Here is a 12,593-nt window from a genome sequence, read left to right as displayed (position 1 = left end):
CTTTCCGCAATGCGGGGTTTGTTCGACATGCGCGATCAGTCCGACGCGGCGACCGGTCGCACGCGCGCAGCCAGCAGCTCGCGCAGCTCGGCTTTCTCGGCGTCGTCGAGCGGACCGCTGCGCATCTTCACGTGCAGCGCTTCGCGGCGCAGCGCCACGGCCTGTTCGTCCATGCGCGCCAGTGCATCCAGGAACTCCGTGCGCTGCGCCTCCGGTTCGCCCACCACTGCAGTGGCCATGAGTTTTTGCAGCGCGGGGTATTCCGCGCGTTCGGCGAAATGCTCCACCAGCATCGCGGGGTTGATGCCGGGGCGGCTGCGTGCGAGGTCCAGGAGCTCCGCGAGCAGGGCTACGCCGGGCTTGTCCAGGCGCAGGAACCGGTAGGGCCTCTCCACCTGGTCGGCCATGCCGGGCTGGGCGAGCAGCAGGGCGATCGCGCTGCGCACCAGCGAACGCTGAGCGGTTGTCGGCCGCTGCACCGCGCGATGCGTGGCGGGGTCAGCCTGCAGGCGCGCGCTGGCGCCGCTGCGTTTTTCCAGTTCCTGCGCCATCAGGTCGCGGAACGCGCCGTCGGGCAGCCGGGCGATCAGCGGCCGGGCACGCTCGGCGAGGCGCGCCCGGCCGTCGAGGCTGGCCATGTCCACATCGCGCGCCAGTTCGTCGAAGAAGTAGTCGGACAGGGGCGTGGCGTGCTTCAGGCGCTGCTCGAAGCCGGCCTTGCCTTCCTTGCGCACCAAGGTGTCCGGATCCTCGCCCTCGGGCAGGAACAGGAAATACGCCTGCCGGCCGTCGCGCAGCCGTGGGAGCGCGGCGTCCAGCGCTTTCCAGGCGGCGGCGCGCCCGGCACGGTCGCCGTCGAAACAGAACACCACGTCGGGCGCGGCGCGGAACAGCAGCTCGGTGTGCTCGGGCGTGGTGGCGGTGCCCAGCGTGGCCACCGCGATCGGCAGGCCGGCCTGGTGCAGCGCGATCACGTCCATGTAGCCCTCCACCACCACGATGCGCTGCAGGTTCGCGTTGGCCTGCTTCACCTGCCACAGTGCGAACAGCTCGCGGCCCTTGTGGAACAGCGGGGTTTCCGGCGAGTTGAGGTATTTGGGCCCGTCGCTTTTGCGCGCGTCCTGCGCGCCGGGATCCGGGGCCGGCGATCCGTCGCCAGGCTTCTGGATGATCCTGCCGCCGAATGCGATCACCCGCCCGCGGCGGTCGAGGATGGGGAACATCAGCCGCTCGCGGAAGCGATCGTACTTGCTGCCGCGCTCGCCGGTGGAGACCATGCCGGTCTCGGCCAGCAGCTCCATCCGCCGCGGGCTGTTGCCCAGCGCCTTGGTCACGCCGTCGTAGCCGGCCGGCGCCCAGCCGAGGCGGAAGCGGGCGATGGTGCCGGCGTCCAGCCCGCGCTTCCTGCAGTAGGCCTGTGCCTCGGCACTGCGCGGGAGCTGTTCCTGGTACCAGGTCGTGCAGGCGTCGAGCAGAGCGTAGAGGTCGGTCTTTTCCTCGCGCGGGCGTTCGTCGCGGCCGCCCTCGCGCGGCACGGTGAGGCCCACCGACTGCGCCAGCTCCTCCACCGCGTCGGGGAACTCCAGCCGCTCGTAGTCCATCAGGAACTTGATCGCGCTGCCGTGTGCGCCGCAGCCGAAGCAGTGGAAAAACTGCTTGGCCGGGCTGACGTAGAACGAGGGCGTGCGTTCGTCGTGGAACGGGCAGCAGGCGGTCCATTCGCGTCCGGCCTTCTTCAAAGGCACGCGCCGCTCGATCACGTCGACGATGTCGACGCGGGCAAGCAGTTCGTCGATGAAGCTGTCCGGGATCAGGCCACGCATAAGCCCCGTAGTTTAGAGGCTGGAAGCGCGGATGGCAGGAACGCAAAGGGGCTGCTGCTCCGCCGCCCGGGGCGCGGGCAGCCAAGTCGCGTCGCGGCACGCATGCAGGCCCCCGCAGCGCAGGGGGTCAGAGGATGTGGAACACCCCGATCACGGCCAGCACGGCGATCAGGAACAGGATCAGGAAGATCGCGAACAGGAGCCGGGCGATGGTGCCGGTCACGCCGGCGATGCCGCGGAAACCGAGCAGGCCGGTGACCAGTGAGATGATGGCGAAGATGATGGCCCACTTGAGCATGCGCTACTCCTGCGGCTGACGATCCGTGGCGTGGAACGGGAAGTGGCCGGGGGTGGGGATGCCCGCGACCCCGTGCTTGTAGCGGCACGTTCGTGAACGCAATGCATCCGGCTTGCGCCGGGCCACCGCCCCCGGCAAGCTGCGGCGGCGATCGATTCGAGGGGCGGTGATGCTGTTGACGGTGATGCGGATGCGCAGGCAGCGCGCCATCGTGCGCGCGTTCGAACGGGCCGGTGCGCTCGCGGTGGACAGTGCGCGCAGCGCGGAGGAACTGGGCGCGCGCGTGGACTTTGCCTGGCAGCAACTGGCCAGCCTCGCCGTGCTGCGCAGCCCCGCCTCGGGACGCTGGTTCCTGGATCGGCCCAATTGGCAGACGCTGTGCCGGCGTCGATGCGGGCTGGCGGCGGCCGTGGTGGCCGGCCTGCTGCTGGTGCTGCTGTTCGCGTACTCGATGCGCTGGCGCTAGCCCGTCAGCTTCGACTTGATGATGGCCGAGACCTGGGCCATGTCGGCGCGGCCGGCGGCCTTTTCCTTCACCGCTGCCACCACCTTGCCCATGTCGCGCGGCGAGCTGGCGCCGGTGGCGGCGATGGCCGCGGCGATCAGTGCATCCAGTTCCGCCGGATCGAGCAGGGTGGGCAGGTAGGCCTCAATCACCGTCATCTCGGCGCGCTCGACATCGGCCAGGTCCTCGCGGCCGGCGGCGGCGTACTGGCTCACCGAGTCGCGGCGCTGCTTGAGCATCTTTTCCAGCACGGCGAGAGCCTGGGCGTCGTCCAGTTCGATCCGCTCATCCACTTCGCGCTGCTTGATCGCAGCCAGCACCAGCCGGATCACGCCGAGGCGATGCTTGTCGCCGCCGCGCATGGCGGCCTTCATGTCGTCGGTGAGCTGCTGTTTGAGCGTCATGGCGGGCCTTCCGGTGGGCGGGCGGTCGATTTTACGGAAACAGCAAGGCCGGCGTTGCCTTGCGGCAACACCGGCCTTCGTATCCGGATGCGTGCGGTGGCTGCGAGGGACCGCGCCAACCGTGTTGCTGAGCGTGCGGCGCGAACACGCCGCCGTCCGCCGGGTACCGGCGGAACCGGGAACTCAGTACAGCCGGGTCTTGCGCGAGACGTCGCGCGACAGGCGGCGCAGGTGGCGCTTCACCGCGGCGGCACGCTTGCGCTTGCGCTCCTGGGTCGGCTTTTCGTAGAACTCGCGCTTGCGGGTCTCGGCCAGGACACCGGCCTTCTCGCAGGTACGCTTGAAACGACGCAGCGCGATTTCGAACGGCTCGTTCTCGCGGACTTTGACGTTGGGCATGGATACTCCGGGTGGTAATCTGTCCCGCTTCCGGGACTGTTGAATACGGCGAGCCGCGAAGTATACCGTGTCTGACGACAGATTTTCAAAGCCGCAACCCTCAGCCGAATCCCGCCCGTCCGTGACGGGCAGGCCTGTGCTGGGTATCGAATCGTCCTGCGACGAGACTGGCGTGGCGATCCTGCGCTGGGAGCCGCAGGCGCCAGGCAAGGGCCTGCTGGCCCACGCCCTCTACAGCCAGGTCAGGCTGCATGCCGACTACGGCGGGGTCGTGCCGGAACTGGCCAGCCGCGACCATGTGCGCAAGCTGTTGCCGTTGGCCCGCGAGGCCTTGAAGCAGGCCGGGCTGCAGCCCGCCGACCTTGGCGGGGTGGCCTACACCGCCGGTCCCGGCCTGGTCGGGGCGCTTCTGGTGGGGGCGGCGGCCGGGCGGGCGCTGGCCTGGGCCCTGGGGGTGCCGGCCATCGGGGTGCACCACATGGAGGGCCACCTGCTGGCTCCTCTGCTCGAGGATGACCCGCCGAAGCCGCCATTCGTGGCCTTGCTGGTCTCTGGCGGGCATTCCCTGCTGGTCGAGGTGAGGGCGATCGGCGACTACCGCATCCTGGGCGACACCCTGGACGACGCCGCCGGCGAGGCCTTCGACAAGACCGCCAAGCTGATGGGCTTGCCGTATCCCGGCGGACCGGCGTTGGCCAGGCTGGCCGAGCAGGGCCGCCCCGGCGTGTTCCGCTTCTCCCGCCCGATGACCGACCGTCCCGGACTGGATTTCAGCTTCTCGGGGTTGAAGACCCAGGTGCTGCTGGCCTGGCAGCACTCCGACCAGGGCGAACAGACCCGGGCGGACATCGCCCGCGGTTTCGAGGAGGCGATCGTCGACACCTTGCTGATCAAGTGCCGCCGCGCGCTGCAAGCCACTGGCACATCGCGGCTGGTGATCGCCGGCGGCGTGGGCGCGAATCGCCGCCTGCGTGCGGAACTGGCCGCGGCGGGCGAGAAGGATGGCTTCCGCACCTATTTCCCGCGCCTCGCGTTCTGCACCGACAACGGCGCCATGATCGCGCTGGCCGGCGCGATCCGGCTGGCCAGCGGCCAGCATCAGGGCGAGGCGGTCGAGGTGCGCCCGCGCTGGAATCTCGAGGACTTGCCGGCGGCCTGAGGCCACACCTTGCGATCACCCGTGATCGCAGAAATCAAACGGGCGGCCATCCTTGGCTGCACTCTTCAAATGGCGTCTCACCACTGCGTGCGGCCGGGCAGCAGGCCCTTCAGCTCCGCGTCGGTGAGGTTGCGCCACTGCCCCGGCTTGAGATGCCCCAGCTTCACGTTGACGATGCGCACCCGGCGGAGCTGGGTGACGCGGTAGCCGAATGCGGCCGCCATCAGGCGGATCTGCCGGTTCAGGCCCTGGGTGAGCACGATGGCGAAGCCGAATTTGGCGATCTTGCGTACCTTGCATGGCCGGGTCATCTGGCCGTGCACGCGCACGCCCCTGGCCATCCCGGCGAGGAATTCGTCGGTGACCGGTTTGTTCACCGCCACCAGGTATTCCTTCTCGTGGTGGTTCTCCGCGCGCAGGATCTCGTTGACGATGTCGCCGTTGCTGGTGAGCAGGATCAGGCCTTCCGAGTCCTTGTCCAGCCGGCCGACCGGGAAGATGCGCTGCGGATGGTCGACGAAATCCACGATGTTGTCCTGCACCGCCGGATCGGTGGTGCAGGTGATGCCTACCGGCTTGTTCAGCGCAATGTAGACCGCCTTCTTCGCGGCCGGCGTGGCGGCGAGGATGCGCGCCTTGACCAGCTCGCCGTCCACGCGCACCTCGTCGCCCTCCAGCGCCTTGGCGCCGGTGCCGACGACCTCGCCATTGATGGTGACGCGTCCGGCCGCCAGCCACTCGTCCGCCTCGCGGCGCGAGCACAGCCCGGCTTCGCTGATGTACTTGTTGACGCGCACTTGCCACCTCGATGTGGGAGCGCACCCTGTGCGCGAAAGCTCGCTGCGGTTTGTGGCAAAAGCCATCGCGCACAGGGTGCGCTCCTACGGCGCCCTCACGAGCGCAGGCCCACGCCGCGCTTGAGCAGTTGCAGCCCGAACGCGGCGAGCGCGACCACGAAGCCCAGCATCACCACGAACGCCACACCCACGTGCACGTCGCTGATGCCGAGCACGCCGTAGCGGAATGCGTTGACCATGTACAGGATCGGGTTGATCCGCGAGATCGCCTGCCAGGGCTCGCCCAGCATCTGGATCGAGTAGAAGACGCCGCCGAGGTAGGTAAGCGGGGTGAGGATGAAGGTGGGCACCAGGGCGATGTCGTCGAACTTCTTCGCGTACACCGCGTTGACGAAGCCGGCCAGCGAGAAGATCACCGAGCCCAGCAACACCGAGGCGAAGGTAATCAGCGGGTGCTGGACGTGCAGCGAGGTGAAGAACAGCGCGATGCACAGCACCAGCACGCCCACCGCGAGGCCACGCACCACCGCGCCGGTCACGTAGCCGGTGAGGATCACCCAGTTCGGCATCGGCGACACCAGCATCTCCTCCACCGCGCGGCTGAACTTGGCGCCGAAGAACGAACTGGAGATGTTGCCGTAGCTGTTGGTGATGATGCTCATCATCACCAGGCCCGGCACGATGTACTGCATGTAGGTGTAGCCGCCCTGGATGGTGCCGATGCGGCTGCCGATCAGCTTGCCGAAGATCACGAAGTACAGCGTCATGGTGATCGCGGGCGGGATCAGCGTCTGGGTCCAGATACGCAGGATGCGCGCGATCTCGCGGCGGACGATGGTTTTAAGGGCGACCAGGTTGGCGGCGGCGTTGCTCATGCGGCCAGCTCCTGGCCGTTGCGGCCTTGTTCCACAAGCCGCACGAACAGCTCCTCCAGCCGGTTGGTCTTGTTGCGCATCGAGGTCACCGTGATGCCGTGCGCGGTGAGTGCCGCGAACAGCGAGTTGAGGTCGTGGGTCCGCGCCATCTCGGCCTCCACCGTGTGCTCGTCCACGCGGCGCAGTGCCACGCCGGGCAGCGTGGGCAGACCATCCGGCGCGTGCGCCACGTCGAACACGAAGGTCTCCACGTCGAGCTTGGCCAGCAGCTGCTTCATCGTGGTGTTCTCCACGATCGTGCCGTGGTCGATGATCGCGATGTTGCGGCACAACTGCTCGGCTTCCTCCAGGTAGTGCGTGGTGAGGATCACCGTGGTGCCGGCCGCGTTGATGCCGCTGATGAAATGCCACATCGAACGGCGGATCTCGATGTCCACGCCCGCGGTGGGCTCGTCGAGGATCAGCAGCCTCGGCTCGTTCATCATCGCGCGGGCGATCATCAGGCGCCGCTTCATGCCGCCGGAAAGCATGCGCGCCTGGTCCTGCGCCTTGTCCCACAGGCGCAACTCCTTCAGGTACTTCTCCGCGCGCTGGGCTGCGATCTTGCGCGGGATGCCGTAGAAGCCCGCTTCGTTGACGCAGATGTCGAACGGCTTCTCGAACTGGTTGAAGTTGATCTCCTGTGGCACCAGGCCGATCAGCTTCATCGCCTCGTTGCGCTGCTTGTTGACGGAGACACCGAACACCTGCGCATCGCCGCCGCTGGAATTCACCAGGGAAGACAGGATGCCGATCAGGGTGGACTTGCCGGCCCCGTTGGGGCCGAGCAGGGCGAAGAAGTCGCCGGGCTGGACGGTCAGCGAGACGCCCTTGAGGGCCTCCACGCCGTTGCCGTAGGTCTTGCGCAGGTTGTCGACGACAAGCGCGGGAACTGGGCTCATGGGCTGCACCGGAATGGGCGAGCCTTCTATTATAGCGGGCCAACTTCCGCCCCCCGGTGCAGCCGGGTGTACGCACTGTTTCCCGGAACCCGCTCCATGGCCGACCATTTCCAGCTACGCCTCGTCGACAGCCGCATGCTGGCGCCCACCGTCCGCCACCTCGCGTTCGAGCGCGTGGACGGCCAGCCGCTGGCTTTCGTGCCGGGACAGTTCCTGCAGATCCACTTCCATTACGACGACGGCACGCCGACCAAGCGCAGCTACTCGGTGGCGACCATCGGCGACGGCGCCTCGCCGGTGCAGCGCGTCGAGATCGCGGTGAGCTACGTGGAGGGTGGCGCGGCGACGAAGCTGCTGGGCGAGCTGCCGATCGGCGGCGTAGTCGAGGCCAGTGGCCCCTACGGCCGCTTCTGCCTGCAGGCCGGCGACGTCCACCCGCGCTACCTGTTGCTGGCCACCGGTACCGGGGTCACCCCCTACCGCGCGATGCTGCCGCAGATCGAACAGCTGCTGGCCAAGGGCGGCCGGGAGGTGGTGCTGCTGTACGGCGCCCGCAACGAGACCGAGCTGCTCTATGGCGAGGAATTCGAGGCCTTTGCCCAGAACCACCCCGGCTTCACCTTCCACGGCTGCCTCAGCCGCCAGCCGCGCGCTGTGCCCCGCGCCTCCGACCGCAGTGGCCACGTGCAGGGCGTGCTGGCCGAACTCGCGCCCCACGAAGGCCGCGACATCGCCTATCTCTGCGGCAACCCCAACATGGTTGACGCGGCCTTCACGGCGCTGAAGGAGTTCGGCCTGCCGGTACCGCAGATCCGGCGGGAGAAGTACGTCTCGTCGCGTTGAACCGTGCTGCGCGGTAGCTCCGGATGAATCTGCGTGTCCCGGGATGGCTCGGGCTTGGCAGCCCCGGGGGCTCAGGTTTGTTATCGCACTGTCGATAAAACCCGCATAGACGCAGACGTCTCCATCACCGCCAGTTCACCAGACCTTGTCTGCGGGTCGATCATTCTTGGAAATGTGATGTAACTCACATTTCAGCAAGTGGGACCGGCGCACACCATCAAGTCCACAGGGGAGGTGCCGACAGGCCTCTCTAGGTGCGCGATTTCTCGCGTGCCGGGCGAGGTGGATCATGAACGGTCGATATCGCTGGGTGGTCGGTCTGCTTGTCGCGCTTGCGATGTCGAGCGCGTGGGCGGGTGGCGGAGGAAGGATCGGTTTCGCCGGAGCGGTGGTGGAGCCTACCTGTGCCGCCGATTCGGTGCAGACCGGTTTGTCCGGCCCGCTTTCGCCGCAGACCGGCCAGGCACCCCGCCATCTGGTCTGCGGCCGGACCGCGACCGATCCTGGCCAACCCTATTCGCGCACAGTGCAAGCCATCGACGCGACGAGCATTGCCCATGATCGTCTGCTCGGCTACTTCGCCAGTTACGCGGTAGGGCCTGACGGCAAGCCGGCGGCGAACCTGGTGACACGCACCTACGATTGAGACCGGGCTCGCGCGTTCGTCGCGCGATTCGAGGTGTGGCCGACCACCCGGTCGGTGCGCCCAGTGGGCCCACGACTACTGATAGGTCAGCGTATAGGTGGCCGTGGCACTGACCAAGCCGACTGTCACGCCGCTGCTGGAGTTTTGATAGTAGCGGGCATAGAAAGGCAGGCTCATGCTGCCATTCTGGGTACGGCCTTCAGGGATTTTCGAGCCGAAGGAAACAGGGGTAGAGCCGTCCGATTTGAGGATCTGCACACCTACATTTGTTGCGTACCCTGCGCCGGTGATGTTGTTGATTACACCCAGATTCTTGCCGCCATATTGATTGGCTGTGCTCAGCGTAATGCTGAGATTGGCGCCGGAGACGCAGTTCAATTGCACCTGGAACGGCTGTTGGCCTGTCGTGGAACCAGGGCCGGTGAAGGCCGAGGTGCTGACAGCGGGAAGCGTCACCACGGTGGGATCGACGGCCGCCGTGCAGGTGGGAATCACGAAGTTGATGTTGGTGATTCTGAATATCTCGACGGGATTGGTGCCGCTCGTCATGTCGACATTCCACTGCGCGAGCTGGCCGGCCGGTATGGTCATCTGCTGCGTGGTGCCTTGCTGGCCCTGGGGGATGACACCGGTCACCACCAGCTGCAAGGCGGAAGCCACGCTGAAAGAAACAAGGCCTGTTGGTACGGACGGGTTGGACGGGTAGGCCGACAAGGGTGTGGAAGTATCCGGGTGCAGGATCCGGAAGGACAACCACGGAAGATTGGTCGGATAGAGCGTCTGATCGCCGCCCGTGGGTGGGCCGTAGCTGCTGACGACGCCATTGTTTGTGGCACCGGCACAGTAGAGGACCGGATAGTTTGCAGGAGTGGCTTGTGAGGACGTCCATAGGATGGTGCCTACGGCAGTACCGGTATTGGACAGGACGATCTGGCCACCCGGAGGCGAGAACGTCACAGCGCCGGGACTGTTGGTATCCGAGCAGTCAGCGCGGGCACGACCAGCCAGAACCAGCGCAACCAGGGCCAGCAGGAGTGCCGCCAGCTGGCGCCCGGAATCGGCGCCTCGCCGCGCATGGCCCTGGACGGCAGCGCATGTCGCTCGCTGTCCCGGCGCCCGATGCCAGGGGGATATGCTGACGGTTGCGCTGAAGGTCATGCTCCACCCTTCTTCTGCGGCTGCGCCGCGGCATGGTCTGCGACGCAGGTGGCCTGGATCTGCTGATAGGCCGCCGCGTTCTTTCCGGACTCAGGCAGTGCGTAGGGAAATGCGCAGGCATGCGCCGCGCCCTGCTCATCGTCCCACTGTACGCTGAGCTTGCCACTCGGGCCGACACCGCGCAGCAGGGCTAGTCCGTTTTGGCCAACCACGCCCAGCGACTGATTTTTGGCATCGAATACCTGCGCGCCGAACGGGGCGGGCTGGCCGTCGGGCATGCGGATGCGCGCGATCAGTGCGTGGCCGAACTTGCTCTTGAAGTTCACCATCACCACCGCGCCCGCATAGGGCGCCACGTCGGCGCTGGTGGCGTCAAGCTGAACGCCCAGTGGCAGACCCTGCGGGTCGATCTGGATGGTGTCGAGCTGGTAGGGCGTGAGGTATGGCACCAGCGCGTAGCCGCCGTGATCCACGCTGAGGCCCGGTGCATTGAGGATGTGCGCCCCTGCCGCGCCGGGCATGTGCACGATGGCGACGGTATCGCCGGTCGGCTGGCCGAGAGTGATGCCGCCCGCGTGGACGACCACCGCACCGCTGGCACCGAAGGAGGCCTGCGAGTAGCCGTTGCCGTTGCCGACGCCCGCGTTGAACGTGGCGTAGGGGCTGTTGTAGCCGGCGTTCACGCTGTAGGCGTTGCCGGTACCATTGCCGCCGTGCGAGGAGGTGGCGCCGTAGGTGAACTGGTTCCATTGGCCCAGCGTGCCATTGAGGGTGGCCTGCTCCTGGTTGCCGCTGCTGGTGTCGTGGTTGAGATTGAACGAAATGCTGGGGGCGTGCGGGGTGCTGCCCAGCGGCAGGCTGGCGTTGAAGGACACCTGGTTGTCATAACCGCCCAGCGCCATGCGTCCGCGGCTGACCGAGACGTTGTAAGCCAGGCGTCCGACATGGTTGCTGTAGCCCATCTGATACTGCGTGTCGCTGCCGCGGTGGTTCCAGTATTCGTTGATCGAGGCGTTGGCGTAGAACGAGCCGCCGTTACGCCCCAACTGCTGGTTGACCGTGAGGGTGAAGCGGTTGCGCTGCTGCAGCAGGCCGCGCGCGGTGTAGAGGTTGCTGTTGCTGTAAGCCGTTCCGTTCAGCGCTGCGAGCTGGGTTGGCGTAAGCAGGCTCCGCACGGGCAGGCCGTCGATCGTCTGCACATTGGCGGGCTGGTATTGCAGCGCGTTCATGCCGTGCCTGGCGTAGTCGCGCGCGGTTTCGGCGTCGCTCAGGCTGAGGAAGCCGCCGGTGGAATAGCGGTCGGCTGCCACGGTCAGCGAGGTATTGGTTTCCGGGATGATTTTGCTGTAGCTGACGCGGAAACTTTGCCCGTTGTGCGTGCCGTAGCCCGGGATGCTGGCATGGGCCTGGGTGATATCCAGCGCGAGCGCACCGAAGTGCGTGTTGAGCGCGCCACCCAGCAGCACCGCGGCGTAACCTTCCGCGGCTTGCACGCCGGCGTAGCCGGTGAGGAAGTTGCTGAAGCCGTGCTGCACCGCGGCCTGGATCACGTTCGGCCGATCCTGCAGCGAGGTATCGCGCAGCTGGCCGGCGGCGATGTCGAAACGGGTGACGCCGGACCGCATCAACTGCGCCACCGAGGCGTAAGGCACGGTGAAGCTGTGCTGGCGGCCATCTGCCTCCGTTACGTTCACGATCAGGTCGCCGCCGTAGCCGGTCGGGTAGAGATCGTTGATCACGAACGGGCCGGGGGCAACGGTGGTCTGGTAGATCTGCACGCCGTTCTGGGTCACCGTGACCTTGGCATTGGTGTAGGCCAGGCCATGCACCACCGGGGCATAGCCGCGCAACGACTGTGGCAGCATGCGGTCGTCAGTGACGAGTTGCACGCCGCGCAGGCCGTAGCTGTCGAACACTGCACCGTCGGTGTAGCTGTCGCCCAGGCTCAGCAGGGCGTCCAGCTTGGGCAGCGCGCGCTGCACATAGGCGTCGATATTGTGCCAGTGGCGCCGGCTCGGCTGGCCGGTGCCCGACTGCAGGGAGGCCGTGCTGTCCTGCCGGAACTGCCAGAGGCCGAAATTGAAGCCGGAGCGCAGCCCCAGATAGGTGCTGTCCTGGCTCTGCGTACCATTGGTGGTGCGGTAATTGTTGAAGTTGTAGTTGAGCAGGAACGCGGGCACGCCCGCGTCCCACGAGGCCGGGTTCACCCAGCCGCGCGGCCGCTGGTTCATGTAGGCCTGCGGGACGGTGGCATCCATGCGCAGGCTGGACATGTCGAAGGACATCGTGGCGCCGGGAATCAACTCGTCCAGGCCCACGCAAGCAGGCGTCGACAACTTCGTGGCAGCCGCAGCATGGGCCTTGTCGGGCACCAGGCCCATGCGGTCGAGCAATTGGGTGGTGACGCAGGGTACGGCATTGGCATCGGCGGACGGCGCGACGAAGGATACGTCCATCCGGCCCACCCAGTTCTTGTTGAGGTAGACGTCGAGGTTGTAGATGCCGGGCAGCACGGGGTTGCCATGCTCGAAGCGCGAGAGGTCGGCCGTGCCGCGCCCGGCGCCGGCCAGCATGCTGCGGTCGAAGTTGGCGAAGCCGCCTTCGGCACTGGCGGCGGCCGGTGCGTTCGCAGCGGCAGCGGCGGCCCATGCCGAGCGCGGACAAGCCATAGCGGCGGCCAGCGCCAGGCCGCACGCCACCGCGAGCGCCGCACGGCGCACGATCGGCTGGCGGAGCATGGCGCGC

13 protein-coding genes are annotated in these 12,593 nt (G+C 67.1%); 4 read left to right on the top strand and 9 right to left on the bottom strand.

Going from position 1 to position 12,593, the window contains the following annotated elements; translation table 11 throughout:
- Positions 1 to 35: 35 nt before the first annotated feature.
- On the bottom strand, positions 36 to 1,823 hold the full coding sequence (gene dnaG / locus AC2EWF_RS16790; protein ID WP_483640535.1) for a DNA primase: 1,788 nt from the start codon (positions 1,821 to 1,823) through the stop codon (positions 36 to 38).
- Between the two features lie 127 nt (positions 1,824 to 1,950).
- Complete coding sequence (locus AC2EWF_RS16785) at positions 1,951 to 2,121, bottom strand: DUF1328 domain-containing protein (protein WP_483640534.1); 171 nt, start codon at positions 2,119 to 2,121, stop codon at positions 1,951 to 1,953.
- A gap of 190 nt (positions 2,122 to 2,311) precedes the next feature.
- Between AC2EWF_RS16785 and AC2EWF_RS16780 the strand changes: the two genes are divergently transcribed.
- Positions 2,312 to 2,587, top strand: coding sequence for a hypothetical protein (locus AC2EWF_RS16780; protein ID WP_483640533.1), 276 nt, complete (start codon positions 2,312 to 2,314; stop codon positions 2,585 to 2,587).
- Here AC2EWF_RS16780 and AC2EWF_RS16775 read toward each other — a convergent pair.
- A complete protein-coding gene (locus tag AC2EWF_RS16775; protein ID WP_483640532.1) occupies positions 2,584 to 3,030 on the bottom strand; it encodes a GatB/YqeY domain-containing protein in 447 nt (148 codons plus the stop codon). The genes AC2EWF_RS16780 and AC2EWF_RS16775 overlap by 4 nt on opposite strands.
- Positions 3,031 to 3,213: 183 nt before the next feature.
- Positions 3,214 to 3,429: a 30S ribosomal protein S21 gene (gene rpsU, locus AC2EWF_RS16770; protein WP_077483322.1), complete on the bottom strand. Its 216-nt coding sequence runs from the start codon at positions 3,427 to 3,429 to the stop codon at positions 3,214 to 3,216.
- 136 nt (positions 3,430 to 3,565) lie between these two features.
- Between rpsU and tsaD the strand changes: the two genes are divergently transcribed.
- A complete protein-coding gene (gene tsaD / locus AC2EWF_RS16765; RefSeq protein WP_483640680.1) occupies positions 3,566 to 4,588 on the top strand; it encodes a tRNA (adenosine(37)-N6)-threonylcarbamoyltransferase complex transferase subunit TsaD in 1,023 nt (340 codons plus the stop codon).
- Positions 4,589 to 4,665: 77 nt separating this feature from the next.
- Here the strand turns inward: tsaD and rluF are convergent, their stop codons facing one another.
- The 3 genes from rluF to AC2EWF_RS16750 form a co-directional block, all read right to left on the bottom strand.
- A complete protein-coding gene (gene rluF, locus AC2EWF_RS16760; RefSeq protein WP_483640531.1) occupies positions 4,666 to 5,385 on the bottom strand; it encodes a 23S rRNA pseudouridine(2604) synthase RluF in 720 nt (239 codons plus the stop codon).
- A 95-nt stretch (positions 5,386 to 5,480) separates the two neighbouring features.
- A complete protein-coding gene (locus AC2EWF_RS16755) occupies positions 5,481 to 6,260 on the bottom strand; it encodes an ABC transporter permease (RefSeq protein WP_483640530.1) in 780 nt (259 codons plus the stop codon).
- Complete coding sequence (locus AC2EWF_RS16750; protein WP_483640529.1) at positions 6,257 to 7,201, bottom strand: ABC transporter ATP-binding protein; 945 nt, start codon at positions 7,199 to 7,201, stop codon at positions 6,257 to 6,259. The genes AC2EWF_RS16755 and AC2EWF_RS16750 overlap by 4 nt, the downstream gene beginning before the upstream one ends.
- Positions 7,202 to 7,297: 96 nt before the next feature.
- Here AC2EWF_RS16750 and AC2EWF_RS16745 point away from each other — a divergent pair, with 96 nt between their 5' ends.
- Both AC2EWF_RS16745 and AC2EWF_RS16740 read left to right on the top strand, forming a co-directional pair.
- Positions 7,298 to 8,044: an FAD-binding oxidoreductase gene (locus AC2EWF_RS16745; protein ID WP_483640528.1), complete on the top strand. Its 747-nt coding sequence runs from the start codon at positions 7,298 to 7,300 to the stop codon at positions 8,042 to 8,044.
- Between the two features lie 289 nt (positions 8,045 to 8,333).
- The gene (locus AC2EWF_RS16740; protein WP_483640527.1) at positions 8,334 to 8,690 is read left to right on the top strand and encodes a hypothetical protein; all 357 of its coding nucleotides are present in this window, start codon (positions 8,334 to 8,336) and stop codon (positions 8,688 to 8,690) included.
- A gap of 75 nt (positions 8,691 to 8,765) precedes the next feature.
- Here the strand turns inward: AC2EWF_RS16740 and AC2EWF_RS16735 are convergent, their stop codons facing one another.
- Both AC2EWF_RS16735 and AC2EWF_RS16730 read right to left on the bottom strand, forming a co-directional pair.
- Complete coding sequence (locus AC2EWF_RS16735; RefSeq protein WP_483640526.1) at positions 8,766 to 9,848, bottom strand: fimbrial protein; 1,083 nt, start codon at positions 9,846 to 9,848, stop codon at positions 8,766 to 8,768.
- Positions 9,845 to 12,586: a fimbria/pilus outer membrane usher protein gene (locus AC2EWF_RS16730; protein ID WP_483640525.1), complete on the bottom strand. Its 2,742-nt coding sequence runs from the start codon at positions 12,584 to 12,586 to the stop codon at positions 9,845 to 9,847. The genes AC2EWF_RS16735 and AC2EWF_RS16730 overlap by 4 nt, the downstream gene beginning before the upstream one ends.
- Between the last annotated feature and the right edge of the window lie 7 nt (positions 12,587 to 12,593).

The sequence above is a fragment of the Rhodanobacter sp. sgz306013 genome, from assembly GCF_057031145.1.
The sequence above is the reverse complement of the archived record's forward strand: the minus strand, read 5'-3'. Positions and strand labels throughout refer to the sequence as shown.